29 protein-coding genes are annotated in these 26,408 nt (G+C 71.5%); 10 read left to right on the forward strand and 19 right to left on the reverse strand.

From position 1 onward, the window contains the following. Nucleotides 1–42: 42 nt before the first annotated feature. Both Ari01nite_RS29755 and Ari01nite_RS29760 read right to left on the reverse strand, forming a co-directional pair. Nucleotides 43–513, reverse strand: coding sequence for a hypothetical protein (locus tag Ari01nite_RS29755; RefSeq protein WP_203785525.1), 471 nt, complete (start codon nucleotides 511–513; stop codon nucleotides 43–45). Next, nucleotides 510–1,055 (reverse strand): hypothetical protein, encoded by a 546-nt coding sequence (locus tag Ari01nite_RS29760; RefSeq protein WP_203785526.1) that lies wholly within the window; start codon nucleotides 1,053–1,055, stop codon nucleotides 510–512. The genes Ari01nite_RS29755 and Ari01nite_RS29760 overlap by 4 nt, the downstream gene beginning before the upstream one ends. A gap of 107 nt (nucleotides 1,056–1,162) precedes the next feature. Between Ari01nite_RS29760 and Ari01nite_RS29765 the strand changes: the two genes are divergently transcribed. Continuing rightward, nucleotides 1,163–1,705, forward strand: coding sequence for an Rv1733c family protein (locus Ari01nite_RS29765; protein ID WP_203785527.1), 543 nt, complete (start codon nucleotides 1,163–1,165; stop codon nucleotides 1,703–1,705). Between the two features lie 54 nt (nucleotides 1,706–1,759). Here Ari01nite_RS29765 and Ari01nite_RS29770 read toward each other — a convergent pair whose 3' ends face one another. The 3 genes from Ari01nite_RS29770 to Ari01nite_RS29780 are packed head-to-tail and all read right to left on the reverse strand — an operon-like array spanning nucleotide 1,760 to nucleotide 4,705. After that, nucleotides 1,760–2,173, reverse strand: a complete 414-nt coding sequence (locus Ari01nite_RS29770) for a hypothetical protein (protein ID WP_203785528.1) — start codon at nucleotides 2,171–2,173, stop codon at nucleotides 1,760–1,762. Further along, the gene (gene gadC, locus Ari01nite_RS29775) at nucleotides 2,170–3,636 is read right to left on the reverse strand and encodes a glutamate/gamma-aminobutyrate antiporter GadC (RefSeq protein ID WP_203785612.1); all 1,467 of its coding nucleotides are present in this window, start codon (nucleotides 3,634–3,636) and stop codon (nucleotides 2,170–2,172) included. The genes Ari01nite_RS29770 and gadC overlap by 4 nt, the downstream gene beginning before the upstream one ends. A gap of 46 nt (nucleotides 3,637–3,682) precedes the next feature. Beyond that, nucleotides 3,683–4,705, reverse strand: coding sequence for a hypothetical protein (locus Ari01nite_RS29780; protein WP_203785529.1), 1,023 nt, complete (start codon nucleotides 4,703–4,705; stop codon nucleotides 3,683–3,685). Nucleotides 4,706–4,756: 51 nt separating this feature from the next. On the opposite strand from Ari01nite_RS29780, the gene Ari01nite_RS29785 reads away from it, so the two are divergent. The 5 genes from Ari01nite_RS29785 (at nucleotide 4,757) to Ari01nite_RS29805 (ending at nucleotide 9,984) form a co-directional block, all read left to right on the forward strand. After that, nucleotides 4,757–5,227, forward strand: a complete 471-nt coding sequence (locus tag Ari01nite_RS29785; RefSeq protein ID WP_203785530.1) for a (2Fe-2S)-binding protein — start codon at nucleotides 4,757–4,759, stop codon at nucleotides 5,225–5,227. Then, the gene (locus Ari01nite_RS29790; protein ID WP_203785531.1) at nucleotides 5,224–7,215 is read left to right on the forward strand and encodes a xanthine dehydrogenase family protein molybdopterin-binding subunit; all 1,992 of its coding nucleotides are present in this window, start codon (nucleotides 5,224–5,226) and stop codon (nucleotides 7,213–7,215) included. Before Ari01nite_RS29785 ends, Ari01nite_RS29790 begins: the two co-directional genes overlap by 4 nt. A 41-nt stretch (nucleotides 7,216–7,256) precedes the next feature. Continuing rightward, entirely contained in the window at nucleotides 7,257–7,694 is a 438-nt protein-coding gene (locus tag Ari01nite_RS29795; protein ID WP_239163138.1) for a MarR family winged helix-turn-helix transcriptional regulator, read from the forward strand. A 24-nt stretch (nucleotides 7,695–7,718) separates the two neighbouring features. Next, on the forward strand, nucleotides 7,719–8,501 hold the full coding sequence (locus Ari01nite_RS29800; RefSeq protein WP_203785532.1) for an N-formylglutamate amidohydrolase: 783 nt from the start codon (nucleotides 7,719–7,721) through the stop codon (nucleotides 8,499–8,501). 682 nt (nucleotides 8,502–9,183) lie between these two features. Next, entirely contained in the window at nucleotides 9,184–9,984 is an 801-nt protein-coding gene (locus Ari01nite_RS29805; protein WP_203785533.1) for a phosphatase PAP2 family protein, read from the forward strand. Nucleotides 9,985–9,997: 13 nt separating this feature from the next. Here Ari01nite_RS29805 and Ari01nite_RS29810 read toward each other — a convergent pair whose 3' ends face one another. From Ari01nite_RS29810 to Ari01nite_RS29820, 3 genes are all read right to left on the reverse strand, one after another. Then, entirely contained in the window at nucleotides 9,998–10,189 is a 192-nt protein-coding gene (locus Ari01nite_RS29810) for a hypothetical protein (RefSeq protein WP_203785534.1), read from the reverse strand. Between the two features lie 42 nt (nucleotides 10,190–10,231). Next, nucleotides 10,232–11,530 carry a neutral zinc metallopeptidase gene (locus Ari01nite_RS29815; protein ID WP_203785535.1) on the reverse strand — a complete coding sequence of 433 codons (1,299 nt, stop codon included), beginning with the start codon at nucleotides 11,528–11,530 and terminating at the stop codon, nucleotides 10,232–10,234. 101 nt (nucleotides 11,531–11,631) lie between these two features. Beyond that, nucleotides 11,632–14,616 carry a S8 family peptidase gene (locus tag Ari01nite_RS29820; RefSeq protein WP_239163139.1) on the reverse strand — a complete coding sequence of 995 codons (2,985 nt, stop codon included), beginning with the start codon at nucleotides 14,614–14,616 and terminating at the stop codon, nucleotides 11,632–11,634. Between Ari01nite_RS29820 and Ari01nite_RS51715 the strand changes: the two genes are divergently transcribed. The 3 genes from Ari01nite_RS51715 to Ari01nite_RS29835 all read left to right on the forward strand — a co-directional run bounded on the left by Ari01nite_RS51715 (nucleotide 14,504) and on the right by Ari01nite_RS29835 (nucleotide 15,967). Next, nucleotides 14,504–14,932: a hypothetical protein gene (locus tag Ari01nite_RS51715; protein WP_438872242.1), complete on the forward strand. Its 429-nt coding sequence runs from the start codon at nucleotides 14,504–14,506 to the stop codon at nucleotides 14,930–14,932. The genes Ari01nite_RS29820 and Ari01nite_RS51715 overlap by 113 nt on opposite strands. A 52-nt stretch (nucleotides 14,933–14,984) precedes the next feature. Beyond that, on the forward strand, nucleotides 14,985–15,158 hold the full coding sequence (locus Ari01nite_RS29830; protein WP_203785537.1) for a CsbD family protein: 174 nt from the start codon (nucleotides 14,985–14,987) through the stop codon (nucleotides 15,156–15,158). A 230-nt stretch (nucleotides 15,159–15,388) separates the two neighbouring features. Then, entirely contained in the window at nucleotides 15,389–15,967 is a 579-nt protein-coding gene (locus Ari01nite_RS29835; protein WP_203785538.1) for a hypothetical protein, read from the forward strand. Nucleotides 15,968–16,081: 114 nt separating this feature from the next. Here Ari01nite_RS29835 and Ari01nite_RS29840 read toward each other — a convergent pair whose 3' ends face one another. The 8 genes from Ari01nite_RS29840 to Ari01nite_RS29875 form a co-directional block, all read right to left on the reverse strand. Further along, a complete protein-coding gene (locus Ari01nite_RS29840) occupies nucleotides 16,082–17,074 on the reverse strand; it encodes a GNAT family N-acetyltransferase (protein ID WP_203785539.1) in 993 nt (330 codons plus the stop codon). A gap of 16 nt (nucleotides 17,075–17,090) precedes the next feature. Further along, entirely contained in the window at nucleotides 17,091–17,438 is a 348-nt protein-coding gene (locus Ari01nite_RS29845; RefSeq protein ID WP_203785614.1) for an ankyrin repeat domain-containing protein, read from the reverse strand. Between the two features lie 43 nt (nucleotides 17,439–17,481). Next, complete coding sequence (nadE, locus tag Ari01nite_RS29850) at nucleotides 17,482–18,288, reverse strand: NAD(+) synthase (RefSeq protein ID WP_203785540.1); 807 nt, start codon at nucleotides 18,286–18,288, stop codon at nucleotides 17,482–17,484. Beyond that, complete coding sequence (locus Ari01nite_RS29855; RefSeq protein ID WP_203785541.1) at nucleotides 18,257–18,730, reverse strand: hypothetical protein; 474 nt, start codon at nucleotides 18,728–18,730, stop codon at nucleotides 18,257–18,259. The genes nadE and Ari01nite_RS29855 overlap by 32 nt, the downstream gene beginning before the upstream one ends. A gap of 55 nt (nucleotides 18,731–18,785) precedes the next feature. Next, on the reverse strand, nucleotides 18,786–19,697 hold the full coding sequence (locus tag Ari01nite_RS29860) for a YobF C-terminal domain-containing protein (protein ID WP_203785542.1): 912 nt from the start codon (nucleotides 19,695–19,697) through the stop codon (nucleotides 18,786–18,788). Nucleotides 19,698–19,730: 33 nt separating this feature from the next. After that, nucleotides 19,731–20,594 carry a Sco1979 family transcriptional regulator gene (locus Ari01nite_RS29865; protein ID WP_239163141.1) on the reverse strand — a complete coding sequence of 288 codons (864 nt, stop codon included), beginning with the start codon at nucleotides 20,592–20,594 and terminating at the stop codon, nucleotides 19,731–19,733. Between the two features lie 19 nt (nucleotides 20,595–20,613). Further along, nucleotides 20,614–21,423 carry an SAM-dependent methyltransferase gene (locus Ari01nite_RS29870; RefSeq protein WP_239163142.1) on the reverse strand — a complete coding sequence of 270 codons (810 nt, stop codon included), beginning with the start codon at nucleotides 21,421–21,423 and terminating at the stop codon, nucleotides 20,614–20,616. Nucleotides 21,424–21,558: 135 nt separating this feature from the next. Next, nucleotides 21,559–23,385, reverse strand: a complete 1,827-nt coding sequence (locus tag Ari01nite_RS29875) for an amidohydrolase (protein WP_203785544.1) — start codon at nucleotides 23,383–23,385, stop codon at nucleotides 21,559–21,561. Between the two features lie 110 nt (nucleotides 23,386–23,495). Between Ari01nite_RS29875 and Ari01nite_RS29880 the strand changes: the two genes are divergently transcribed. Continuing rightward, nucleotides 23,496–24,371: an AraC family transcriptional regulator gene (locus Ari01nite_RS29880; RefSeq protein WP_203785545.1), complete on the forward strand. Its 876-nt coding sequence runs from the start codon at nucleotides 23,496–23,498 to the stop codon at nucleotides 24,369–24,371. On the opposite strand, the gene Ari01nite_RS29885 is transcribed toward Ari01nite_RS29880, so the two are convergent. Genes Ari01nite_RS29885 through Ari01nite_RS29895 form a run of 3 tightly spaced genes read right to left on the reverse strand, consistent with a single transcriptional unit; the run spans nucleotide 24,319 to nucleotide 26,407 of the window. Then, a complete protein-coding gene (locus Ari01nite_RS29885; RefSeq protein WP_203785546.1) occupies nucleotides 24,319–24,648 on the reverse strand; it encodes a hypothetical protein in 330 nt (109 codons plus the stop codon). The two genes, Ari01nite_RS29880 and Ari01nite_RS29885, sit on opposite strands and share 53 nt — an antisense overlap. A gap of 17 nt (nucleotides 24,649–24,665) precedes the next feature. Then, entirely contained in the window at nucleotides 24,666–25,487 is an 822-nt protein-coding gene (locus tag Ari01nite_RS29890; RefSeq protein WP_203785547.1) for a carbohydrate ABC transporter permease, read from the reverse strand. Next, a complete protein-coding gene (locus tag Ari01nite_RS29895) occupies nucleotides 25,484–26,407 on the reverse strand; it encodes a carbohydrate ABC transporter permease (RefSeq protein WP_203785548.1) in 924 nt (307 codons plus the stop codon). Before Ari01nite_RS29895 ends, Ari01nite_RS29890 begins: the two co-directional genes overlap by 4 nt. Nucleotide 26,408 lies beyond the last annotated feature (1 nt).

Genomic DNA, 26,408 nt, shown 5'->3' on the forward strand with positions numbered 1-26,408 from the left:
CGGGTGATCATCCCGCCTCATCCGCTCGGGGTGATCGAACGATTACCGTCCGTCAATCTCTCGATGCAGGACGCGGGCGGTCAGCCGGTCCACGGCCGAGTCGCCGGCTGCGGCGCCGGTGCGGATCCGGCCCACCAACTCGTCCACCATGGTGTCGCGCTGCCCCCGGACCAGCGCCTGGATCCGGTCCGGTTCGCGTTCGAGCAGCTCCAGCACGTCGTCCAGGATGCCCCGGACGACCGGCCGGAGCACCCGGTCGAGCTGCGCGTCCACCACCCGGTCGACGATCGCCGAGGTGGCCAGCGCGGTGATCGCGGCGTCCACCGCGGCGGCGCCGCGCCGGCGGGCGGCCAGCGACCCGGCCGCGCCCCGCTCCGCCACCTCGGCCAGCCGCTGCTGGAGGGCCGCGGTGCCGGTCAGGTGCCGGGCGCCGGTGAGCAGCAGTTCCCCGGCGTCGCCGATCTCGAGCGCCGTGCCGACCACGAGGTCGCGCAGGCGGATCCAGGGGTTCACGGCGCCGTCGCCGACGCGCGCTCCAGCCCGTCGAGCATCTCGGCCTCCTGCGCGGTCACCAGGCCGATGGCGACGAGGTCGAGCGGGCTCACGAACGCGTCGGCGAGCCGGAACCCGCCGGCCCGGGCGATCGCGTCGCGCAGCGGCACCGCCCAGTGGTGCTCGATCAGCAGCAGCGCCGCGGCGCTGTCGTCGGGGATGGTGGCGATCACGTCCCAGGCCTGCTCGTCGTCGAAGATCTGGACGCCGTCGGCGGCCGCCTCGGCGCCCAGCGCCGCGCCCGCCTCCAGCCCCTCCTCGCCGTCGATGCCGAGGCCGATCAGGGCGCCGACCTTGCTGCCCAGCTCGATGGCCTCCTCGGTGGACAGGTTGCTGAGGTGTTCGACCTCGACCTCGCCCTTGGCGTCCTTGTAGACGGCCAGCGCGTCGATCACCCGGACTGCGTCGCTCTGCCGCAGGCGCTCCAACTCGGCGATGACCTCGCCGTGGAAGTCGGGGTGCCGGAAGCCCAGCACGATGAGCTGGACCGGACCGATGGACATGACTTGCTCCCTTCGCCGATGCCTCGCAGCGTCCCGTTTTCGCAGGTGTGGTCACCTCATCCGGGCCGGATGACGTGATCGGCGCCAAGGTCGGCGACGCTCGTGACATGCGGCGTCTACTACGCCGGCTGGGCTGGCACCGCAATCCGCTGCGGCGCGGCACCGACCGGTTCGAGGGCTGGCTCAACTTCGTTCTGATCATGCTGTTGCTGGCCGGCGGCACGGGGTTGTCCGTGGCCGTGGCCGGTTCGACGTACCGCAGCCAGGCCCGTCAGGTGGCCTGGGAACGGGCGCACCGGCACCAGGTGTGGGCGATGCTGATGGAGAAGCCGGCCGGGCCGACGGCCTCGGCCCGGTGGACCGGTCCGGACCAGGTGGCGCGCACCGGCCGGATACCCGCGGGGCCGGGCGACACGGCCGGCACCTGGCTGCAGGTCTGGGTCGACGACCGGGGTGGCCTGACCGGGCCGCCGTCCCGCCGCCGGCCGGCCGCCGACGCGTTCCAGGCCGCGGTCGCCTCGGTGCTGGCCCTCGCGGCCGCGCTGCTGGCGGTGGGGATGGCCGGCCGCCGGTTGCTCGACCGGCGCCGGCTGCGGGCCTGGCAGTCGGAGTGGATGGAGGTCGGTCCCCGGTGGAGCCGCTACCGGTGAGGTGACACGCGAAACCGGCGGGCCGCGGCCCGCCGGTTTCGTCAGTGCCGGCCGTCAGGCCAGTTTGAGGGTGTCCACCGCGGTCTGGAACTGGGTGAGCTTCTCCGGGCAGTACACCTTGATGATGAGCAGTTCGGCCTGCACCACCTTGTTGTCGGCGATCACCGGGCGCTGGCCGGGACCGGCCGCGCCGTTGGTGATCCGGCCGTAGAGCAGGCCCTTGGTCAGCGCCTCGCTGGTGTCCGCGCACACCGCGCCGCCGTCGTCACCGAGCACGCGGTAGATCTGCTCCATCGGCGGCACCCGGATGCCGGCCGAGGAGAGTTCGGCGGAGAGCTCGGCGGCCTTCTCCTTGGCCACCTCGGTCTCCTTGTTGGTGTTGTAGATCATCACCAGGCCGATCGTCATCAGCAGGAAGAAGGCGCCCAGGACCCAGTAGGTCACCTGGCGTTCGCGTTGCGTGCTCACGACACCCCCTCCTCGGCCGGTTCGGCGGTCTTCCAGGACGGCTTGCGCAGCCGGTAGAACAGGAACGGCACGAGCAGGCCGAGGCCGAGCGCGCCGCCGGCCACGATGGCCACGTAGGTGCCGACGCTGCTGTCGCCGAACTGCGACGGCGGCACGAAGCCGATGAGCAGCGCGGCCAGCGAGGCGGCGAAGCCGACGCCGCACAGGCCGACCAGCATCGGTGCGCGGTAGCCGCGCGGGTGGTCCGGCTGCTTGCGGCGCAGCCGGGCGGCGGCCACGAACATCAGCAGGTACATGATCAGGTACACCTGCGTGGTGATCACCGAGAAGATCCAGTACGTGCTGGAGACGTCCGGGATGAAGGCGTACATCAGCGCGATCACCGTGGTGACCAGGCCCTGGGTGACCAGGATGTTCTGCTGCACGCCGTGCTTGTTGAGCCGCTGCAGGAACGGCGGCAGGTAGCCCTCCTGGCGCGAGATCAGCAGCAGGCCCTTGGACGGGCCGGCCAGCCAGGTGAGCATGCCGCCGAGCGACGCGGCCACCAGCATGACCCCGACGATCGGGGTGAGCCACTGCGAGCCGAACTGGGCGAACATGGCGTCGAACGCCTGCATCACGCCCGCGGTCAGCGACAGCTGGTCGGCCGGGACCACCCAGCTGATCGCCAGCGCCGGCAGGATGAAGATCAACAGAACCAGGCCCATGGCCATGAAGATCGCCCGGGGGAACTCCTTGCCCGGGTTCTTCAGCGAGCCCACGTGCACGGCGTTCATCTCCATGCCCGAGTACGACAGGAAGTTGTTGACGATCAGCACCAGGCTGGACAGCCCGGCCCACACCGGCAGCAGGTTGTCGGCGGTCATCGGCGCGGCCGACTCGTTGCCCTGGCCGAGGAAGACGGCGCCGAGCAGCACCAGCACGGTGCCCGGCACCAGCGTGCCGATGATCAGGCCGCCGCTGGCCAGGCCGGCCACCGAGCCGGTGCCCCGGGACGACACCCAGACGCCGGTCCAGTAGCAGACCATGATGACGATCGCGGTCCAGACGCCGCTGGCCGCCAGGTCGGGGTTGATCACGTACGCGAGGGTGCTGGCCACGAAGCCGAGCAGGCTCGGGTAGTAGAAGATGGTCATGGCGAACTGGCACCAGACCGCGAGGAACCCCATCGGTTTGGAGATGCCCTCGCTCACCCATTTGTAGACGCCGCCGCTCCAGCCCGAGGCCAGCTCCGCCGAGACCAGCGAGGTCGGCAGCAGGAAGACCAGGGCGGGCACCACGTACAGGAAAATGCAGGCGAGTCCGTAGACGGCCATGGTCGGCGACGGGCGCAGGCTGGCCACCGAGCTGGTGGTCATCAGCGCCAGCGCCACCCAGGAGATGTAGTGGATCGGCCGGGCGGCGGCCACCGTCTGTTTTCCTTCACCCGGCGCGGCCGCCGACCGCCGGGCAGGCACATCCATCGCGCTCACGCTGGTTCCTTTCGACAGGGTCATCCCTGGCGCATCATCAGCGGAGATCGACAGGTGCAGCCTCATCCCTGGCGGGCGAGCGTCGGCGGGCGAGGAGGGCGACCGGCCAGATCAGGAGCACGAGTACGGCGACCAGCAGGTATTCGATCATCGGGATGCGCACGATTTCGGCGATCCGGTCCAGGCCGCGCCAGGAATACACGCCGGCGGCCGCCGCCGCGTACGCCGTCAATAAAATCCACCGGGTGCGGATGCTCAGGCCGAGCCCGTGCATCTGGGTGATGACGAAGATGCCGAGGAATCCGAACAGGAACATCGGCCAGGCGCCGTGCGGGCCGGAGTTCATCACGGCGACCAGCGTGCCGTGCACCGCGACCAGCAGTTCGAGGCTGACCGTCCACCAGCGGTTGGTGTGCGCGGTCGTGAAGATCAGGCTGCTCTGCAGCAGGAGCAGGAACACGTAGAAGAAGCCGATCAGGTGGCCGCTGGTGACCTCCATGGGGTGGTACCAGAACGTGTAGATGACCGCCCAGCTGAACAGGTAGCCGTGGTAGCGGCGGCAGACGTCCAGCACCGCGGCCGGTATCGACATCCGGCGGCCGGCCACCAGACCGCGCCGGCGATTCTCTATCAGCAGGACGACGACCAGCAGCAACACCACCGACCCCTGCGAGCTGAAGATCGACACGTCCTGCGCCAGCCCGTCGTAGAACACCCGGGTCTGCAGCGCGTGCAGGCCGACGAAACCGAGGTTGGCGGCCAGGGCCACGACGTTGATCCGCTTGAGGCCGCGGGTGTAGCGGCGCACCCGGGTCTGCGCGTACCAGATCAAGCCCCACGACACGATCTGGTGAGCGGCATAGCCGAACCAGGCGGACAGCCTGGTCCATGCGGTGGGCTCGGGGAGTTTCCAGTAATACCAGCTCGCGCCCTGGTCGGGCAGCAGCGCGACGTCCGGCAGCATCTGCCCGGCCAGCCACACCAGCCCGGTCAGCACCGCGACCGCGGGCACGCCGAGGAGCAGCGCGCGCTCACTACGCACCGGAGTTTCGTTGACCACGGGCCGAGTATGGCCGATATTCAGTAGGCTGAACAATCGAAGGGGGTCGTTGTGAGCCGGTACCGGTTGCACGTCAACGGCAGGCGTCAGGCGGTGGACGTCCCGGGTGACACGCCGCTGCTGTGGGCGCTGCGGGACGAGCTCGGGCTGACCGGCCCGCGCTACGGCTGCGGCGTCGGCGCCTGCGGCGCGTGCGTGTCGCTGGTGGACGGCGCGGCCGAACGGCCCTGCGTGCGGACGGTGGCGGAGTCGGAGCACGCCCGGATCACCACCATCGAGGGGCTCTCCGACGACGGCGACCACCCGGTGCAGCGGGCCTGGCTCGAACTGGACGTGGCGCAGTGCGGCTACTGCCAGCCCGGCCAGATCATGACCACGGTGGCGCTGCTGGCCCGCATCCCCGATCCGGACGACGCGCAGATCGACGCGGCGCTACGGGACAACGTCTGCCGGTGCGGCACCTACCCGCGCATCCGGGCCGCGGTTCGCCGGGCCGCCGAGCTGGTGCGGGGTGCGAAGTGATCACCCGGCGCGCCCTGCTGGGTGCGGCCGGCGCGCTCGTGGTGGGTGTCCCCGCTTCTTCTTCCACGTTGGCGCCGACCGTTTTCGTCCGGGTCGACCGCCGGGGGCGGGCGGTGGCCACCGTGCCCAAACCGGACACCGGTCAGGGGGTACGCACCATGGCCGCGGTGCTGGTCGCCGAGGAACTCGCGGTCGAGGTCGCCGACGTGACACTGGAGCAGGCGCCCGGTGACACCGCCACCTACGGCTCCCAGGCGGTCGCGAACTCGATGTCCAGCCGCCAGCTCGCCACCCCGCTGCGCACCGCCGCGGCCACCGCCCGCTGCCTGCTCGTCGCGGCCGCGGCGGCCCGCTGGCAGGTGCCGGCCGCCGAGTGCACCGCGCGCCGCGGCCGGGTGGAACATCCGCGCCGCGGCTCGCTGCCGTACCGCGACCTGGTCCCGGCCGCCGCGCTGATCGACCCGGCCACCGTCCCGGTCACGCTCACCCCGCCCGAGAACTGGCGTCTGATCGGCCGCACCCGGGCCGGTCGTTCCGACGCCCGGGCGATCGTCACCGGCCGGGCGGCCTACGGCGCCGAGTCCGCGCCGGCCGGCCGGCTGGTCGCCGTGGTGGCCCGGCCGCCGTGGATCGGAGCCCAGCCCGCGGAGATCGACGACGTGGCCGCACGGGCCGTGCCCGGCGTGGTCGCCGTGGTCCGGCTGACGCCGCCGGGGGAGGGGCAGGGCGGGGTCGCGGTGATCGCCTCGTCCACCCACGCGGCGCTGCGCGGCCGCACCGCGCTGCAAGTGACCTGGACCGGTGGCACGCCGGCCGCGGACAGCCGCACCTGGCTGGCCGATCTCGAGGCCGCGCTGCCGCCCGTACCCGGCACGCCCGGCGTCCAGCGCGTCTACCACCTGCCGCTGCTGGCGCACGCGCCGATGGAGCCGATGAACGCGACCGCGTCGGTCACCGCCGGCGGCGTCCAGGTGTGGGCGCCGGTGCAGGACCCCGGCGGCCTGCGCACCCAGCTGGCCCGCCAGCTCGCACTGCCCGAGGCGCAGGTGCGGGTGCATCCCACGCTGGCCGGCGGCGGTTTCGGCCGGCGGATCGAACCCGACGCGGTGCTCGAGGCGCTGGCCTGCTCGCGGGCGGCCGGCGCGCCGGTGACCGTGCGGTGGACCCGCGACGACGACACCCGGCACGACTCGTACCGCCCCATGTCGGTGCACCGGCTGGCCGCCACGCTCGGCCCGGACGGCGTGCCCACCGGCCGCACCCATCAGGTGGCGACCTGGCCGCTGACCGTGCTGCCGCCGTTCAACAACCCCGCCGTCGTGCTGGCCTCCGGCAATCATTTCCCGTACCAGGTGCCCGGCGAGGTGACGGTCACCCTGCGCCCGGCGCCGCTGCGCACCGGCTTCTGGCGCGCGGTCTACGCCGGGCAGTTCGGCTACGCCGAGGAGTGCTTCCTCACCGAGATCGCCCGGCGCGGCGGCCACGACCCGGTGGAGCTGCGGCGCCGGCTGCTGCCCGCCGACTCGCGGCTGCGCAAGGTGCTCGACGTCGCCGCGGCCCGCCACGGCACCGCCGGCGGGGTGGCCTGCCACCTGGACTACGGCTCGGCGATCGCGGTGCTGGTGACCGCCGACCCGGCGGCCCGCAAGGTGCTGCGGGTGACGGCGGCCGTCGACGTCGGCATTCCGGTGCACCCGTCCGGGGTGGTGGCCCAGGTCGAGGGCGGCGTGCTGGACGCGCTGTCCACGGTGCTCGGTGCGCAGATCACGGTGCGCGACGGCGCAGTGGTCCAGACCTCGTTCCGCGACTACGCGTGGGCGCGGATCGGCGACTGCCCCGCCATCGACGTGGTGCTGGTGCCGTCCGAGGCCCCGATCGGCGGCCTCGGCGAACTGGCGTACCCGCCGGCGGCCGCCGCCATCGCCTCCGCCCTGGCCGGCGACGGCGAGCCGGTCACCGGGATGCCGTACAGGCGGCCGGTGGGCTGACTGCAGCGGGGAACAATGATGCAGCGTGGAACAATGATCGGGTGGACGCCGACCGGCTGCGCTCCGACGTCGACAGCTGGCCGACCGGTCGCCTGCTGTCCGTCGCCGCGCGCGTCGTGGAGGGCCGCTTCGACCGGTTCCTGGCCGGCCTCGACCTGACCCACGCCGGCCTGATCACGTTGCACCACCTGGTGTCCGGCCCGCGGTCGCAGCGCGAGCTGGCCCAGCTGTGCCGGGTCACCGACCAGACCATGAGCCGCACCATCGAGCGCCTGTCCCGCACCGGCCACGTCGAACGCACCCTGGACCCGAAGGACCGCCGCCGCACCACGGTCACGATCAGTGCGAAGGGCGAGGAGGCCCTCACGGTGGCCCGCCACGAGGAGCGAAGGTCCGAACAGTTGCTGGGAGCGGTCGACGACTACGACCACTTCCGTCACCAACTGATCACGCTCATCACCCTGGCCGACACCGAATGACAGGTTTCCCAGTACCCTGACCTCGTGATCTTCGAGATCTCACCCGGGGCACCGGAGTCGCCGGTGATCCTGCACGTGCCGCACGCGTCGCGCGAACTGACCCCCGCGGCGCGAGCCACCCTGCTGGTCACCGACGAGGAACTGGCGGAGGAACTCGACCACCTGACGGACGCGCACACCGACGTCCTGGCGAGGCACGCCGCCCAGAGCGCCGCGGCGCGCCCCTGGATCTTCCGGCACCGCTGGTCGCGTCTGGTGGTCGATCCGGAGCGCTTCCCGGACGACCGGGAAGAAATGCGGGCGGTGGGCATGGGCGCCGTCTACACGCACGGCTTCGCGGGTCGCAAGCTCAGAGACGCCGATTTCGTACGCGACCAGGCCGCGCTCCAGACGCACTTCCGCCCCTACGCCGCCGCGGTGGCCGACCTGGTGGCCCGCCGCCTGTCCGCCACCGGCCGGGCGGTCATCCTGGACATCCACTCCTACCCGACGATCCCGCTGCCCTACGAGTTGCACGCCACCGACCCCCGCCCCCCGGTGTGCCTGGGCACCGACCCGTTCCACACCCCACCCGAACTGATAGCCGCCGCGACGGCAGCCTTCGGCGACGTGGCCCTGAACACCCCGTTCGCCGGCTGCTACGTCCCAGCCGAGTTCCACGGCCGCGACCCGCGCGTGACGGCGTTGATGCTGGAAATCCGCCGAGACGGCTACATGCACGAACCGGGCGGACCACCCACGGGCGGCTTGGACCGCTTGGCCGCCGCCCTGGCCACGGTCGTGAATTCCGTTTCCCCAGCCTTCTGACCACGCAGCCTTCTCGCTGGTGACCGCCGCCGTGCGCCGTCCCTTGCCCGCCGCACCCTGTCGCGCCGTCTCGTCTGTTGCCGCGTCGTGCCCCGCCGCGGCTCGAAGGCGCGCCGGCGTCTCGTCGCCTCATATCGCAGACCGCTTTCGTCAGCAACGACCGCGAGATCTTGTCGGCTTCGTGTCGTCGAATGGCAGCAATTCGACAAAATTGCGGGCGCCCGTGGCTGGCTAGCTCGATCTTGTCGGCTCCGTTCGCCGATTCAGTGCAAATTCGACAAGATGCCTTGCGCCACCTAAGCAGTCGCCGGCACCGAAATGCAGGAGCAAAGAACCTCTTTCTGAAGACAAATCGGAAAGGTCGCGGAAGAGAGGCAGCGCGGAAGGGTGGCTCTGGACCGGCCGGCGGGGTGCGACGGGCGGCCGGCCAGGTGGTGCGACGGCGAGGCCGGCAACTCGAGTATCCGCGGCATGCGGGCAGCGTGGATGGCCACCACACCCTGGCAGCCGGAGTATGCGGCCGACAGGGGCAATTCGGTCAGCCGGTCGGGCAGAGGTGAACGACGTTGAACCGGTGGATGAAGGCGGACATACCGGTGGGTGGCGAGCGTCTGCGAAGATCGCAAGTCGGTCCTCGCCTGATCTTGGGGAGGGGGCCGGTAACGGGGAGGAGTTAGGCGCCATGAGCCTGGTTCAGGAGGAATCCGCCACCGGCGGCAGAGCACCCACGCCGGTCGTCACCTGGCGACGGCCGGCGGCGCGGCGGGCGCTCCGGGAGATCTTCCTGGTGGCGGTGTTGTTCCTGGCGTACAAGATCGGGCGGTTGGCGGCGGACGGGCATGCCGGTGTCGCGATGGAGAACGCCGAGAACGTGTGGCGGCTCGAGCGGCTGCTGCACCTGCCCAGCGAATACGGGCTCCAGCAGGCGTTCCTGGAGAGCGAATGGCTGGTCCGGGCGGCCAACTGCTATTACGCGTACGTGCATTTCCCGGCGACCGCGGCCTGTCTGATCTGGCTCTACGTGTGGCGCCGCGACAGCTACGTCCCGGTCCGCCGGCTGCTCGCCTGGCTGACCGCGGCGGCTCTCGTCGTACACCTGCTCATGCCTTTGGCCCCTCCGCGGATGCTGGCCGCGATCGGCATGGTCGACACCGGGCGGGTGTACGGGCCGGCGGTCTACGGCTCGCCGGCCACCGACACTCTCACCAACCAGTACGCGGCCATGCCGTCCCTGCACGTCGGCTGGGCGCTCGCGATCGCCGTCGCCCTGGTCGGCGTCACCCGCGGGCGCCGGCGCTGGCTGTGGCTGCTGCACCCGGCGCTCACGCTGCTCGTGGTGGTCGTCACCGGCAACCACTACTGGCTGGACGCGATCGTGGTGGCCGCGCTGCTGGGCGTGGTCGCGTGGGCCCTCAACGTCGGAGCACCAGCGGCCCCCGTCGCGTCGCCGCGACTGCCCAGGCAACGGGCGGGGGACCGCTGACGCACCGGTCGGATCAGCGGCAGCCCCAGTCCCACAGGTTCGCCGACACCAAGTCGTTGAGCCGCTCCGGCGAGTTCACCAGCCGCCCGTCGTTGGGCAGGCAGATCTTCTCCCCGGCGAAGCCGTAGTCGAACAGTGTCACGGTGGGCTTGAAGCTGGCGAGGCCCTGGTTCTTCCACGACCGGGAGTTGTTGTTGATCACCACGCCGGTGTGGGTGTCGGTGCCGGCAACGTTGTGGCCACCGCACTAGTCGCAGGCGTTCAAACCCTCCAAAACCCCTTGGCGGTACGCCGCGATGCGCTCGAACGCCGTGGGCGCGTTGCCCTCGTCGGCGCGTCCGAAGGCGAGCAGCGCCGCCACCGCCTCGTCCAGGTCGCCGGGGGAGAGGCGGATGCCGCGGTCCTCGCCCCGGGTGAGCAGGTCGTTGGTCCACGAGCCGGCCAGGCAGTCGACCGCCAGCTGGCCCTTCTTGTCGGTGGTGGAGGCGCCGCGCCGGGCCTGGGCGGCGCGGGCGAACAGGTCGCCGAGCAGCATGCCGACCGCGTTGTCGCCGATCCTCTCGTACAGGGCCGGGCCGAGATCCTGGTTGTCGAACGCGATGTAGTCGCCGTCCCGGCAGTAGAAGGCGGCACCCTGCGCGGACGTGTCCGGCTGCCGGCAGTCCGGCGGCGAGCCGGCCTCGAACGGCTGGATCGGCAGTTCCGGCCAGGCGCTGCCGGTGAGCCGCGGGAAGGTGCGCTGCCAGTAGCTCTGCGCGTCCTGGGCCAGCAGGTTCACCGATTCCTCGTAGGACGCCAGTTCGCCGCCGGACGCGGCCTCCGCCCGGGTGCTGAACGGCACCTCGGTGACCGGCAGGTTGTCGGCGCGGTAGCCGGCGCACTGCCCGTTGCCCTGCTCCATACCTTCCTGGAGGGCCCGGATCCGGTCGAACGCATTGCCGTGCGCGCCCTCGGCCAGCGCCGACGTGCCGGGCTGGTCGCGCAGCATGAGCACGCCCGCCACGGTGTTCTCGAGCTGTGACTCGGACGCCTTCTGGAACGCCTCGGAGCGGCCCGCCTGCACCTCGGCCAGCCAGGCGCCGGCGAAGCAGTCGGCCTGCTGCTCGAGCACCACGGTCGGCTGCCGGGTGCGGCCGAGCCGGGTCTGGATCGCATGCCCGTACTCGTGCGCCATCACGACACCGACCAGCAGGGCCCCGTACGTCTCCTGCAGTTGGGGTATGAGATTTTGCGCATCCCACGCGATGAAGTCCTCGGTCGGACAGTAGAAGGCGTTGGGCTGGTACTCGACCGGCTCGCCTCCGCAGGCCGGCGGCGGATCATTTTCGGTGTACGGGTGGTAGCCGCCCTGCACCGGCTGGAACTTCGCGCCGTCCGCGATCGGAGGATACCGGGCGGCCCAGAACCGCTCGACGTCCCGCAACGACTTGGTCACCACGGCCGACGACGCCGCGGTGGCATCGGTGGCCGGCCCGGGTGCTGGCACCAGGCCGCAGCCGGCCAGCAGCAGCGTCAGTAGTCCGGCAAGGATCCGTACCTTCGGCATCGGGATTCTCCTCTCGGCCCCAGGAGTACCCAACCAGGCAACCGTCATGTGTGCAGAACGGGGGCCACAGCCATAGCGGCTGTGGCCCCCGGGGCGAAACGTCAGGCGGTCACCGAGATGATCGTCTGTCCGATCCGGTTGGTGCCGTCGCCGTACGCGACCAGGCCCAGGTAGCGGGTGCCCGCGGTGAGCCCGGACCAGGACGCCGTCACCGTGGCGGCGGCGCCGTTCGTCACCGCCTGGCTGGCCGGTGCCGCGGTCAGGTTGCCCGCGGCCGCCTCGCCGACGATCCACGAGTGGTGCGGGACGTCCTGCTCGGTGACGCCGGCCGGCAGCGCGAACTGCACGACGTAGATGTCGTATGTGCCGGCCGGCAGCGCGATCTGTTCCTCGGCCGAGCCGCCCCCGCTGGAGGCGGCCAGCGTGCTGGTGCCGGCCGGGTAGGCGTACAGGTCGACGTCGGTGCCGGCGGCCACGTCCGCGTCGAACGTCGCGGCCCGGGCCACCCGGGTGCCGGCCGGTACGGTGACGGTCACCTTGCCGACCGCCGGGCCGGCGACCGGCGCGGTGGTGTCGAAGTCCGGGTTGGTGCCGACCAGGTGCAGGGCGTCGACCTTCGACGGCACCAGGCCGGCCGGCGCCGTGGTCAGCGTGCCGGTGAACCCGGCGGTCACCGACAGCGTCGCCGAACCGCTGGTGCCGGTGCCGGCCACCTCGGGCGGTGCGGCCAGCGCCACCGGCCGGACCGCGATCGGGCTGCGCACGTCGGACGAGATGAGCCCGCCGGCGCCGGCCCTGTTGACCCAGGTCAGCGAGCCGAACGCCCACTGGTTGACGGCGGCCGTGGTGCGGGTCAGGGTGACCGTGAAGGACTTCTTCTTGCCGGGCAGGAGGACGAACTTCTTCGGCGAGACGGTCACCGTCGTGCCGGCCGGCGCCTGCACCTTGGCCTCGTACACGCCGGGCAGCTTGCTGACGTTGGTCACGGTACGGGTGACGGTCTGCTGGCCGGCCAGGTCGCCGACCGCGATCGACGGGTAGTTGAGGTTGCTCGGGTCGATCTTGCCGTACTGGTCGCAGGCGGCACCGGAGGCCCCGCTGCCGCAGGCGAACCTGATCCAGTCCGGGTAGGCCGAGTCGTAGACCAGGCCCGGCTTGTAGGCCTGCGCCGGCCGGACGTGCCCGGCGCCGAAGTCGAGCGGGGTGGCGTTGACCCCGGCCCGCTGGATGGGCTGGCCGGCGCTGTCGGTCTGGCCGGCCGTGGTCATCAGGGCCGACTTGATCCACATCGGCGACCAGGTCGGGTTCTCGCTCGCCATCAGCGCGGCCAGGCCGGCGATGTGCGGGCTCGACATCGAGGTTCCGGAGTACGCGTCGAAGTTGCGGCCGTTGTTGCCCGGCGGGGCGACCGCCGCCACCACGTCCACGCCGGGCGCGGTGATGTCCGGCTTGAGCAGGTCACCGTTGCCGGCGATGGCCGGGCCGGCGGAGGAGAAGCTGGCCATCTCGGGCGCCCGTACCTTGATCACGGTGGTCGCCGAGAGCGACGCGGTGGCACCGGCGGTGGCGGCGTACGCCTTGATCGCCAGGCCGGCCACGCTGTTCACGTGGACCGTGGGCACGTGGTGGTAGTCGGCGTTGATCGAGTTGTCCGGGTTGTTGTAGAGCACCATGCCGACGCCGCCGGCCTGCTTGACCGCGAGGCTCTTGTCCGGCCGGGCGTTGCCGCCGCGCAGGCACAGCACGATCTTGCCGGCCACCTTGGCCGGGTCGAGCCGGCCCGAATAGCAGAGCTGCACCTCGCCGGCCGGTGCGCCGGCCAGGCCCGCGTTCACCGAGTCGAGCAGCGGCGCGGACGGGACCCCGAGGCCCTGGCCGGCGCCCTGGTAGGTGGTGCCGTTGCCGAGCGTGACCGACTTCTCGGCGCCGCGGTTGTGGGTGCTGGCCGCCACCGTGGTGACCCACGGCGAGTTGTGCGCGACCGTGCTGGCCGCCGGGCCGCTGTTGCCGGCCGAGGTGGCGACGAAGACACCGGCGTTCGCGGCGTTGAGGAAGGCCAGCTCGACCGGGTCGACGAACGAGTTCCGGGACCCGGAGATCGAGTAGTTGATCACGTCGACGCCGTCCGCGACCGCGTCGTTGATCGCCGCCACCAGGTCGACGGTCGTGCCGCTGCCGCTGCCGCCCTGGTCCCACAGCGCCTTGTAGACGGCCAGCCGGGCGGCCGGCGCCATGCCGGACGCGTCGCCGATGTCCGCGCCGTCGATGGTGACGTCCACGCCGTGGTTGCCGACCGCGGTGCTGGCGGTGTGCGAGCCGTGCCCGTTGTGGTCCCGCGGTGACAGGAACTCCTCCGGGCTGTCCTCGTACATGCCGCCCTCGGTGTAGTACCGGGCGCCGATCAGCTTGTTGTTGCACTTCACGTTGTTCGCCGGGTTGGCGTCCGCGCCGGCCTGGCAGGTGCCGCGCCACTTCGCGTTGATGGCCCGCTGGTCCGGGCGGGGGCTGGGCAGCGCCGCGAACGACGGGTTCTCCGGCCAGACCCCGGTGTCGATGACACCGACGATGACGCCCAGGCCGGCCTTGGCGGAGCCGCCGAACTGCTTCTGCCACACGCCGTTGCGACCGGTCAGGCCGAGCATCTCCGGGGTCGAGACGGTGTCCGCCTTGTGCAGCGTGTTCTTGGACACCGCCAGCACGTCCGGGCTGCGGCGCAGCGTGTCGGCCTCGGCCGCGGACATCCGCGCCGCGTAGCCGCTGAACGCGACGTCGTACTCGTAGACGGTCTCGCCGGCGGTGACGCCGGCCCGCCGCTGCGACTTCTGCCGCTCGCCCCGCAGGTGGGTGCGGTACGCCTTGGCGGCGCTGCTCGCGAGGTCCACCTTTTCCCCGGCGCCGGGCCTGGTGGCCGGGATGCCCGACACACCGCCGGTGTACCCGGCGACCGGCGGCGCCACCAGCTGCACGATGTAGATGTCGGTGGCGGCGGCTGCGGGCCCCGGCGCGGCCACGGCCGGCCCGCTGCCGGTCAGCGCGAGCGCCAGCACCGTGGCGGCGGCTAATGGGGCGGAACGTTTAGCGAACACGGACATCCTCCGATGCGCGTACGGCGGTCACATCGGAGGCAGCCTATTCAAGGCATCGATAACCCGGAAGATGTCGCCCGGATCATCTGTCCCGGGTGAGGATAGGAAAATGCGTACGCTGACCGGAATTGTGACGGCCGGAGTCGAGCCCGGCTGCCTTCTGCTCGACGACTATCTGCTCGTCGGCGGCGACCGCGAGGTGATCCGGGCCGGCGCGCGGCTCGAGGTGACCGGCCGCGTCGTCCCCGACCTGATGACCACCTGCCAGCAGGGCACCCCGTTCGTGGTGGCATCGGCCCGGCCCGTCGCTGATTAGCCGGGCACTTCCGGGGTACATGCCGGTTGTCACTAATTCCGGGAGGTTTCCGATGGCGTTCGAGGACAAAGTCGACAACAAGGCCGAAGAGGTCGGCGGCAAGGTCAAGGAAGGCGTCGGCAAAGCCACCGACGACGAGCGTCTGGAGGGCGAGGGCAAGGCCGACCAGAGCAGCTCGAAGCTCAAGCAGGCCGGCGAGAACATCAAGGACGTCTTCAAGTCCTGACGCCGCATTCGCACGAACTGGAGCGGGCCACCGGGCCCGCTCCAGTTACGTCTTGTCGCTTCTCCGTGCACAAGCGACGATGACGTCATGGGTGATGACAGGCGACGCGGGTCGACCGGCACCTCCGACTCGCCGAGGGCGGGGGTGGACGTCGATGACGGGCCTCCGGGCGCCGGACGGAGCAGCTGGACCGTCGAGCCCTTTTCGGATGATTCGCCCCGTCCGCTGGTTTGATCCTGATCGGGAGCGGCCTGGTCCTGCCCGGGCTGTTTCTCTGCGCGTTCCAGTACGGCGCCGGCCGCCCGGACTGGCGGCTCGGTCTGCTCGTCATGGCGGTCACCCTCGCCGTTCTCCTGGTCGCGCCGATGCTGGTCGTTGCCGGCCTGGCGCGCCGCGGCCCGGACGCACCCCGCCTGACCCCGGAGCGTATCGCCGGGTTGAACCGTCGTGAGCTCCTCCGGGTGACCCGGGATCTCACGGCCGAGGTCGCGCGCCTGATGGGCATCTTCGACGAGGGCCGGCGGGCGGCCGAGTCGGCGGCGCATCCGCTGCTGGCCAGGGAGTTCGCGACGGCCGCCGAGCAGCTGAAGATCCCGCGGGGCGGCGGTGCCGTCGCCTGGGCGGTGCGGACGCAGGTGCAGGCTGTGCGGGCCCGCGCCACTCACCGCCGGCTGCGCCGCCGGCTGCGGGCCGCGCGTGTGGTGTACCGCCTCAACCTGCCGCTGAGCCGGGACGCGTCGATGAATTTCGCGGTCACCGCGGCGGCCGGCCGGATCGACCGGCCGGTGCCGGCACCATCACCGTCGTGACCATCCTGCTCACCGGCCGGCCGGCCGTTCCGCGCCGCAAATGAGATCAGATCCGGGTCGCGCGTTCCACGCGCAACGTGGAGGGAATCCCCGTCCTTCAGGGCGTGGAGGATGTCAATGAAGGTTGTCGACCCTGGCCTCCATGACGTGCATGGTCTCGACCGGGCGGAAGCCGAACCGGCGGTTGGTGGCGATCATGGCGTCGTTGCCGTCGGCGGTCCAGGAATGCAGGTGCCGTACGCCGGGGAAGTGGGCGGTGAGCTGGACGAGGTTGGCGGCCTTGAGGACGGCGCCGAGGCGGTGGCCGCGGTGGGCGCGCAGCACGAACGTGTCGTCCTGCTGGGCGTGCCGGCGGTCCGAGTTGACGAAGATCCGGGTGTAGCCGGCGGGCGTGCCGTCCGGTGCGTACAGCAGGGTCGTGACGATGCCCCAGCCGGCCGCGTCCAGCCGGTCGTCGCCGCTGAGCACCTGGGCTTCGGTGAAGACGGCCGGTTCGTGGTCGCGGTCGCCGATCGGCACATCCCGCTCCATCAGGGTGCGCATCGCGGCGAAACCGGCCGCCGGACCGGGCCGCACCGGGCCGGTCCAGGTCTCCAGCCGGAAGCCGGCGGGAGCGTCGGCGCGCACCGGTGCGGCGGGCAGGCCGAGCAGGTAGCGGCGCTCGGCCAGCTTGCTCTCGAAGCCGCGGGCCAGCGCGAACCGGCCGCCGGGGTGCCCGTCGAGGGTCAGGCCGAGGGGCACGTCGAGTTCGGCGGAGAGGACCCGGCGGTCGTGCGCGCGGGCGACGGCGACGGCGGTCTCGTACAGTGCGGCGCCGGCGCCGCGGCGGCGGTGCTCCGGTGCCACCGCCAGTTCCAGCTCGGCGGTGTGCGCGTTGGCGGTCCGGGGCAGGTTCACGATCAGGCCGCCCAGGCACCGGTCGCCGTCCCACGCGCCGAACGCCCGGCGGTCGACGTTGGCGTTGCCCGCCGCGGTGCGCAGCGAGGTCAGGGTGGACTCGGCGCCGGCCACGGTCGGCTGGTCGCGGCCGGCGACGCAGCCGTCGTGGAAGGCCGCGTACCAGGGGCCGGCTTCGGGGGCGTGGGGGTCGAGCACGCGTACCTGCATCCGGCCATTCTGCTCGTCAGCCCTGCCGCAGCAGCGCCGCCATCTCGGGGAGCTTGAAGAACTCGGCGGTCGCCACCGCGGAGGGGGTGCCGCCGTCCGGGTCGGCGCCCGCCGCGAGCAGCGCCCGCACCGTCCCGGCGTTCTGCCGGAAGACCGCGGCGGAGAGCGCCGACTGTCCGCGATCGTTGATCCGGCCGGGGTCGGCGCCGTGGTCCAGCAGGGCGGCCACGGTGCCGGCATGGTTGTGGTACGCCGCGAGGATCAGCAGCGTGTCGCCCTTGTCGTTGGTCAGGTTCACCGGCAGGCCGGCGGTGACGTGGCCGGCCAGTTCCTCGGTGGCACCGGCGCGAGCCAGGTCGAACATGCGATGGGCGTACGCGATCGCCTCGTCGTCCAGGCCGGTCACGTCAGCGGATCTCGTCGAAGGGCGTCACCGGCAGCGCCCGCTTGTGCCGGGTCGCGGTGTGCAGCGACTCGATCCGCGCCGCCACCTCGGGCGTGACGTCGGCGCCCTCGAGATAGTCGTCGATCTGCTGGTAGCTCACGCCGAGCGCCACCTCGTCGGGCAGGGCCGGGCGGTCGTCCTCCAGGTCGGCGGTCGGCACCTTCTGCCAGGTGCTCGCGGGGGCGCCCAGGTGCTGCAGGAGCGCGGCGCCCTGGCGCTTGGTCAGGCCGGTCAGCGGGGTGACGTCGACCCCGCCGTCGCCGTACTTGGTGAAGAACCCGGTCACCGCCTCGGCGGCGTGGTCGGTGCCGGCCACCAGCAGGTTGAGCTGCCCGGCGATCGCGTACTGGACCACCATGCGCTGGCGGGCCTTGATGTTGCCGCGGACGAAATCGCCGAGGTCGATCGGCACCTCGACCACCACGGCGTCCACGCTCGGCTGGACGTTCACGGTGACGACCCGGTCCGGCCCGATGAACTCGAGCGCGATCTGGGCGTCCTTCTCGTCGGCCTGCGTACCGTGCGGAAGGCGTACCGCAACGAATGTCGACGGCGCTCCCTCGGCCCGCAACTCCTCGGCCGCCAGCTGGCACAACCGGCCGGCCAGCGTGCTGTCCTGGCCGCCGCTGATGCCCAGCACATATCCCGCGGCCGGTGTCGAGCGCAGGTAGTCCTTGAGGAAACCGACCCGCCGCCGGATCTCCGCCGCGGGGTCGATGACCGGGGTGACGCCGAGCTCAGCGATGATCTGCCGTCGTAGGTTCGCCATGCCCGAACTTTACTGAACCGGACGGCCACCGCCCGCTGAAGTAGGCGTTCGCGCGGCGCCCGAACATCAGCGGCACCGCCACCCAGACGCAGAGCACGTGCAGCGTCCGGCTGACCGCGACGAGCGCGCCGGTCAGGTCGGCCCGCCGCGCCGCGTCGACCAGCGAGTTGCCGTCGAGCAGCCAGGTGACGGGGTCGATCACCAGCGACAGCGTCCCGACGACGCCCAGTCCGGCGGCCAGGACCCACCGGGCCCAGTTGCGCCCGGCCCGCATGCGCAGGGCGACGGCCACGACGACCGCGTAGACGGTCAGCCGCAGCGCCACCCCGGCGATGTCGGCGTCGTGCAGGAGCATCTCGGCGCAGCCGGCGGCGAGCGCGCCCATCCAGAGCAGGAAGGAGGTGTGGACCGTGACCGGGCTTCGGAAATGCGTGACAGTCATGCCCACGAGCATTCGCCGGCTGGTCCTGGCTCCCGGACCGGGGGTACGGCTAGCCCTACCCTTCGGCCAGCGCGGCGGCCAGGTCGTCGTAGGTCGGGGCGAGTTCGCGCAGCGTGTTTGCGGCGGCCGCGGTCCGGCCGGCCACCAGGTCGTACTGGAGGCTGCCGGCCAGCCGGGCCTGCCGGTCGGCGATCGCGGCGGCCCGGGTCAGGCCCAGCCCGGCGAGGGCGGTGGCCGCGTCGATCAGGCGGCGCACCCCGACCCGGATCGCGAAGTGGATCAGGTGCCCGTGCACCCGCGGTGCCAGGCCGCCGGCCACCATGGCGGCCAGCTGCTGCACGGCCGCGCCGCCGCCGATCGTGCCGGGCGGCACCGCCAGGTCGTCCCGGCCGCGCAGCCACCCGACCGCGCCGGGCAGCGCGGCCCGCAGCGCCTCCTCGGCGGTGACGTCCCGGACCCGGCGGAAGTCACTGCGCATGGCGTACGAGGCCCGCCGGTATGCGATGGTCTCGGCGCGCCAGGCGGGCAGGAAGTCGGCGACCGGCAGCGTCGCGTACGGGTGCCCGTGCGGGTCGTGGAACCGCACCATGTCGCCGTCCACCCCCAGGACCACCACGAAGTGGTCGGACTCGATCGGCCCGGTCATCCCCGGTATGTGGCGCAGCAGGCCGAACTCGACCGGACCGGCCAGCGCGGTGCCGGCCGAGCGCAGCATCGCCAGGGCCTCGTCGTCGCCGGGTGCACCCTGCCAGCGGCAGGTCCAGCCCAGCAGGGCGATCGCGTCGTCGACGCCGCGGTCGTCCCAGCCGTACGGGTCGAAGAACGGCAACTCTCCGCCGAGCAGGTGGAAGCCGAACGGCGAACCGGTCAGCACCTCGATCACCGACGGCGTGGGCGCGCCGGGGCCGAGCATCATCGCCACCGAGTTGGCGTAACAGTAGGGTCCGGAACCGATGTAGGGCTTCATCCGGCCACCCTCGGCGCTGACACGAGGGGAGGGTCAAGACAGGTCGTCGAGGATCTTTCCGAGCAGTTCCGCGGAGTCGTCCGGCTGGGCGGCCTGGATGATCAGTTCGCCGAACGCGCCGCTGTACGCGTCCACGTCGGACGGGCGTTCGAGGTAGACGGCACTCGTGAGGTGCTCGAGGTAGACGACGTCCGGCAGGTCCGGGTGCGGGAACCGCAGGACCGAGAACGCCCCGCCGGTGCCGGAGTGCCCGCCCGCCGTGAAAGGCAAAATCTGCAGGCGTACGCGATCATGCCCGGCGATCTCCCGGAGTGACCGGATCTGGTCGCGCAGGATGCGCTCGTTGCCGATCGGGCGGCGCAGCACGGCCTCGTCCAGCACCACCCAGAGCAGCGGCGCGTCCGGCCGGTCCAGGATCTGCCGGCGGGCGGCGCGCAGTTCGGCCCGCCGGCCGATCTCGCCGGGACCGTGGTTGCGGCCGAGTTCGATCACCGCCCGGGCGTAGCTCTCGGTCTGCAGCAGGCCGGGCACGAACTGCACCTCGTAGGTGCGGATCTGTTCGGCCGCGCCCTCCAGGTCCAGGTAGTTCTGGAACCAGTCGGGCAGGATGTCGGTGTACGCCTGCCACCAGCCCGGGGTGTTCGCCTCCTCGGCCAGCGCGACCAGGCGGGAGCGTTCCTCCTCGTCCTTCAGCCCGTACAGGCTGAGCAGGTCGACCACGTCGCGGGTCTTGAAGCTGACCCGGCCCAGCTCCATCCGGCTGATCTTGGACTCGGAGCCGCGGATCGCCCAGCCGGCGTTCGCCCGGGTGACGCCGGCCGCCTCGCGCAGCACCCGCAGCCGCGCGCCGAGCTGCACCCGGCGCACGGTCGGCCCGCCGCCGGGCGGCTGTGTCACGGTTGCTGCCCTGCCGGGGTCAGCGTTTCCGGCCGACCGCGGCGAACTGGGCGATCTCGTCGGCGGCGGCCGCGGCTGCGTCGGGGCGCCAGCGGGTGACCGGCACGACTCCCGGCTCGACCAGCTCGAGGCCGTCGAACAGCGCGGCCATCCGTTCCGGGCTGCGCAGGTGGTACTTCAGCGGGACGTTGTCGTTCCACAGCGCGAGATTGTCGGTGATCTCCTTGATCGTGTCCGCGCCGTCGTAAATGGCGAAGTAGCTGCCGGACGGCAGCCGGCTCAGGAACGCGTCGACGATGGCCTTGGCCTCGGCGTCGTCCTCGACGTGGCCGAGCACGCCCATCATCAGCAGCGCCACCGGCTGCGCGAAGTCGAGCGTCTTGCCGGCCCGCTCCAGGATCGCCTCCGGATCGTGCAGGTCGGCGTCGATGTACGTGGTGGTGCCCTGCGAGCTGCTGGTCAGCAGCGCCCGCGCGTGCGCCAGCACCAGCGGGTCGTTGTCCACATAGACGATCTTGGAGTCCGGCGCGATGCGCTGCGCCACCTCGTGCGTGTTGTCCGCGGTGGGCAGGCCGGTGCCGACGTCGAGGAACTGCCGGATCCCCACCTCACCCGCCAGAAAGGCAACGGCCCGGGTCAGGTACGCACGAGACAGCTGAGCGTACAGTCCGACGTGCGGAAACGCGGCCGTCACCTGGTCACCGACGGCCCGGTCGGCGGCAAAGTTGTCCTTGCCGCCGAGCCAGTAGTTCCAGATGCGAGCGGTATGCGGCGTATTGGTGTCCAACGCCGGGCCCTGCGTGGACTCCGACCCCAAGCTCTCCGTCACAACCCGTCCCTCACTCGACCCTGCGGTGGCCGCCAGCATAGCCCCGAAGCCACCGATGATCCATTGAAGACAGTCATCCGGGTGACTTTTGCCTCCCGCCCGGCGGTACGGCGCTCGTCCAGGCCCTTCGACGCGTCAGCTGCCGGCCAGCAGTTTTTCGCTCAGGCGGCAGCAGCACTCGCCTCGCTGCAGGCAGCTCACCGCCTGGTCCCGGCTGAACGCCTGGACGCCGGCCGCCGTCGTGCGGGCCGCCCGGGACGAGGATGCGCCGCTGTCGTAGACCACCTTGCCGTTCACCAGGGTGGTGCTCACCCGCAGGCCGGGCAGGTCGTGGGGGTCGGTGGTCAGCAGGTCGCCGTCCACTATGCAGACGTCGGCCACCCGGCCCTCGGTCAGGGTGCCCTTCCAGGTCTCGGCCCGGTCCTGCCACGCGGGGGTGCTCGTGTAGCTCTCCAGGGCCTCGCGCAACGTGATCCGCTCCGCCTTGCCGGCCACGGCGCCGCCGTCGAACTGGCCCTCGCGCAGCACCGCGCCGGACACGCCCTGCAGCCACGCCGGCGGGGTGACCGGCGCATCCGAGGCGCTGGACACTCGGACGCCCAGGTCCAGAGCCGTCCGGTAGGGCCACTGGTAGTCGACCCGGGCCGGACCGAGGTAGGGGTCGAGCGTACGGCCCAGAAGGTATTTGATCGTGGCATTCATGTTGGCGCCGATGTCGTTGCGCGCCATGGTGCGCAGGGTGCGGACCGGGGTCAGGTCGGCGTGGATCACGTAGTGGCGCAGGCCCGCGCGGCCCTTCGCGGCCAGGTAGCCGGCCACCACGGCGTCGATGGCGGCGTCGCCGGTGGCGTGGGTGCCGACCTGGAAGCCGTGCGCCGCGGCCTTCTTTATCAGGCGGTGCAGGACCGGGATCTCGGTCAGCGGTACGCCGTTCGAGCCGTCCACGTAGGGCTCGTGCAGCCAGGCCGTCTGCGCCGCGGTCGGAATGCCGTCGGCGATCAGTTTGATCTGGCTGACCCGCAGCCAGGCCGGGTCGACGATGCGGGGCGCGCGGAGTTCGGCCAGCACCTGGTCCAGTTCGGCGAGCGTGCGGCCGCCCCGCATCATGATGGTGAAGCGGAGCGGGAGTTCGCCGGCCCGGAACTTCTCCTCGTAGAGGGACAACTGGGCCAGGTCGATGCCGGGGTCGGTGACGCTGGTGATGCCGAGGGCGTGCATGCCGGCCACCGCGGCGTCCATGCCGGCCGAGAGGTCCGCGCGGCTCCACGGCGGGACCACCCCGGCGACCAATGCGGCGGCCGACTCGCGGAACACGCCGGTCGGCTCGCCGGCGGCGTCCTTCTCGATCACGCCGCCGGGTGGCGGAACGGTGTCCCTCGTGACGCCGGCCAGGCGCAGCACCGCGGAGTTGACCGCGACCGCGTGGCCGGAGAAGTCGCCCAGCAGCACGGGATGGTTGCCGGAGACGGCGTCGATGTCGTGGCGGTTCGGTGCGGCGCCGATCCGGTTGTCGTTCCAGCCGCCGCCGCGGACCCAGGCGTCGGGCTGCCCGGCGTCGTCGAAGTGGGCCACCGCCCGGGCGATCAACTGCTGCACCTCGGCGATCGTCGCGCCGTCGACCGGCCAGGACAGGGGTGGGACCGCGGTGCCGTAGGCGGCGAAGTGCACGTGGGAGTCGTTGATGCCGGGCAGCACGGTGCCGCCCGCGGCGTCGACGACCGTGGTGCCGCGGCCGGCCAGCCGGCTTATCTCGCGGTTGGTGCCGACCGCGACGATCCGGCCGTTTCGGACGGCCAGCGCCTGGGCTCGGCGGAACCGGCGGTCCATGGTGAGCACCTTGCCGTTGAGGACGACGGTGTCGGCCGTGCCGCGGGCGTGTGCCGCCCCGGGGATGCCGGTGGTGGCGAGTCCGGCCGCGGCGGCGGTGAGCACGCCACGGCGGCTGATTCGGTTGTTGATCATCAGATCCTCCCTACCGGGTTTATCATTCGTTCGTACCCGAATGACCCCGGTAAGCAGGGACAACAGTGCCGTGGAGGTCGATGGCGATGCCGCCGGAGTCAAGCCGCCGCGTGTTTTCCGGCTATCTCGGCGTGGAGCACGTCCGGGACGACGTGGTGCTGCGCTCGGCCGGGCCGCTGCCGGAACTGGTCTGGCAGGTGCGGCTCGGCGACGTGAAGTGCTGCCTGTTCGACGGCGCCGACGTGGACGTGTCGCCGCACCGGTGGGAGCCGGCCGGCGACGGCATGGTGGTCGGCTACATGGCCCGCGGCGTGGTGCTGGTGACCCAGGACCGGCAGACGGTCGAGGTGCGGGCCGGGCGGATCGTGCTGTACGACGGCGTCACCCGGTACCGGATCCGGTCGGCGGCGCGGCACCGTTTCCTGATCGCCCACGTCCGGGCTTCGGCGCTGCGGCTCCGCCGGGAGAGCCGGGACTCGCTGGTCGCCACCGACCTGTCCGGCTTCCCGGCGGCCACCGCCCTGGCCGGGATGCTCGGCGCACTGGCCGGATCGTCCGGCGAGCCGAACGCGGCGGCCGCGGCGCACCTCGGCGACGCCGTCGTGGCCTGCCTGCACGCCCTGGCCGCCGAGGTGCGCGGGGTCGGCGGCGACCGGTCGGCCGCGCTGTTCGCCGAACTGACCGGCTGGCTGGACGGCAACCTCGCCGATCCGGACCTGTCCGCCGAGCGCCTCGCGGCCGCGAAGTTCCTGTCCGCCCGCTACGTGCGCAAGGTCTTCGCCGACCACGACACGACCGTTTCGGCGTACGTGCGCACCCAGCGCCTGGAACGGATCCGGGACGACCTGCTCGCGCCGTGGAGCGTGCACCTGCCGGTCTCGGCCGTCGCGGCCCGCTGGGGCTTCCCGGACGCCAGCGTGTTTACCAGGGCGTTCACCAGGCAGTTCGGTGCGGCGCCGCAGCGGTTCCGGAGGGCCGCTCGATGACCGGATGCCGCGGCTGCCGGGGGTCGACGGTCTGGTGATAGGCGAGCAGGATCACTTCGCCGTCCGGGCCGCTGCGGGCCAGCCAGTGCGGCTGCGGTAGCGGCTGCCGGCAGATCTCGCACCACCAGCGCCAGGTCGCCTGCCGGTGGGCGGGCCACTCCCGGTGGAACAGCAGGCGCAGGTCCGGGACGACGCGGTCGGGCGCCCAGCGCATGGCGTCGGCGCCGACCGACATGTCGTCGAGCACGTGGTCGAACAGGTCCGGCACGTCTCGCATCCCCTGACTCTGCCGGATCAGCCCTTGACGGCTCCAGAGGTCATGCCCGCGACGATTTGGCGGTTGAAGAACAGGAACATGATCAGCGGCGGGATGGTGATCAGCAGGATGTTCATGAAGAGCAGGTTGTACTGCGTCGAATACGTGCTGGAGAAGTTGTAGAGCGTCAGCTGCACCGTCGCGTTCTGGTCGCCCGGCAGGAAGTACAGCGGGTTCACGAAGTCGTTGAAGACGAACACCGACTGCACCACCACCGACGTGATGATGACCGGGCGCAGCAGCGGCAGCACCACCCGGAAGAACAGGCGCATCGGCCCGGCGCCGTCGATGGTGGCCGCCTCGTCGAGTTCCCGGGGAATCGTCCCGATGAAGGCGCGGAACAACAGCACGCAGAACGACAGCCCGAAGGCCACCTCGATCAGGATCAGCCCGGGCATGGTCCGGAACAACCCCAGTTTCTGCAGCACCCAGATGGTCGGCACCACCGCGGGCGGGATGATCAGCCCGGACAGCACCAGGAAGTTGACCATGCCGGTCCACCAGCCGCGGCGGCGCTGCTGGACGAACGCCACCATGGCACCGAACACCACCATGAGCGCCACGCTGGTCACCGTCAGGATGGTGCTGTTGATGAACGCGATGATCAGCATGTAGTCGCGCGCCTGGACCACGTCGATGAAGTTCTCCACCATCCGGAACTGGGTGGGCCAGGAGAAGTCGAGCAGCGACGCCTGCTGCTGGGTCTTCAAGGCGGTCAGGAGAATGAAGGCGAACGGGACCAGGAACACCACGACCGAGAGCAGGATGGCGAGGGCGCTCAGCCAGTAGGACCGCCTCACATCTCCACCTCCTTGCGATTGAGGAAGCGCGACAGCGGCAGCACGATCGCGGTCACCACGACGAAGAGCACCACGTTCCCGGCCGTGGACAGGCCGTAGAAGCCGGCCTGGTACTGCTTGTAGATCACCGAGGCGATCACGTCCGAGGTGAAGCCGGGACCGCCGCGGGTCATCGCCCAGATCAGGTCGAACGAGCGCAGGCCGCCGATCAGCGACAGGATGACGACGGTGACCGTGGCGGGCCGGGCCAGCGGCAGCACGATGTTGCGGAAACCGGCCCAGGCGCCGGCGCCGTCGACCTTGGCGGCCTCGAAATATTCCTGCGGGATCGACACGATGCCGGCGATGTAGATCAGCGTGGCCAGGCCGACGCCCTTCCACACGTCGACCAGGGCGACCGACAGCAGCGCGTACGACGGATCCGTCAGCCAGCCCGGACCCTCGATGCCGAGCACCGCCAGCGACTGGTTGATCAGGCCCCGTTCCGGGTTCATCAGGATGGTGAAGGTCAGGCCGACGCCGATGGTGCTGACCAGGACCGGGAAGAAGACCACCGAGCGCAGGTAGCCGCGGGCCACGATCTGCGAGGTCAGCAGGATCGCCAGCAGCAGGCCGAGGACGACCTTGAGGCCGGACGTGACCACGGCGTACACCAGCGTGTGCCAGAGGCTGGAGACCAGCGCCGGCTCTCTGAAGAAGGTCACGTAGTTGTCGAAGCCGGTGAACTTCGAGTCGAAGATGCTCCACCGGGTGAGGCTGAAATAGAACGCGGTCAGCGTCGGCACGACGAAGAGCACGCCGTAGATCACGGCGGCCGGCAGGTAGAACCAGTTCGAGTACGGGCTCTTGGCCCGCACCCGGCCCGCGCCGGGCGCGCCGTCGCGCGTCCGGGCGGGCCGCTGTGCGGTGCTGGTGGCCACC

It is taken from the genome of Paractinoplanes rishiriensis, assembly GCF_016862375.1.
In the GTDB taxonomy this organism is placed as follows: Bacteria; Actinomycetota; Actinomycetes; order Mycobacteriales; family Micromonosporaceae; genus Actinoplanes; species Actinoplanes rishiriensis.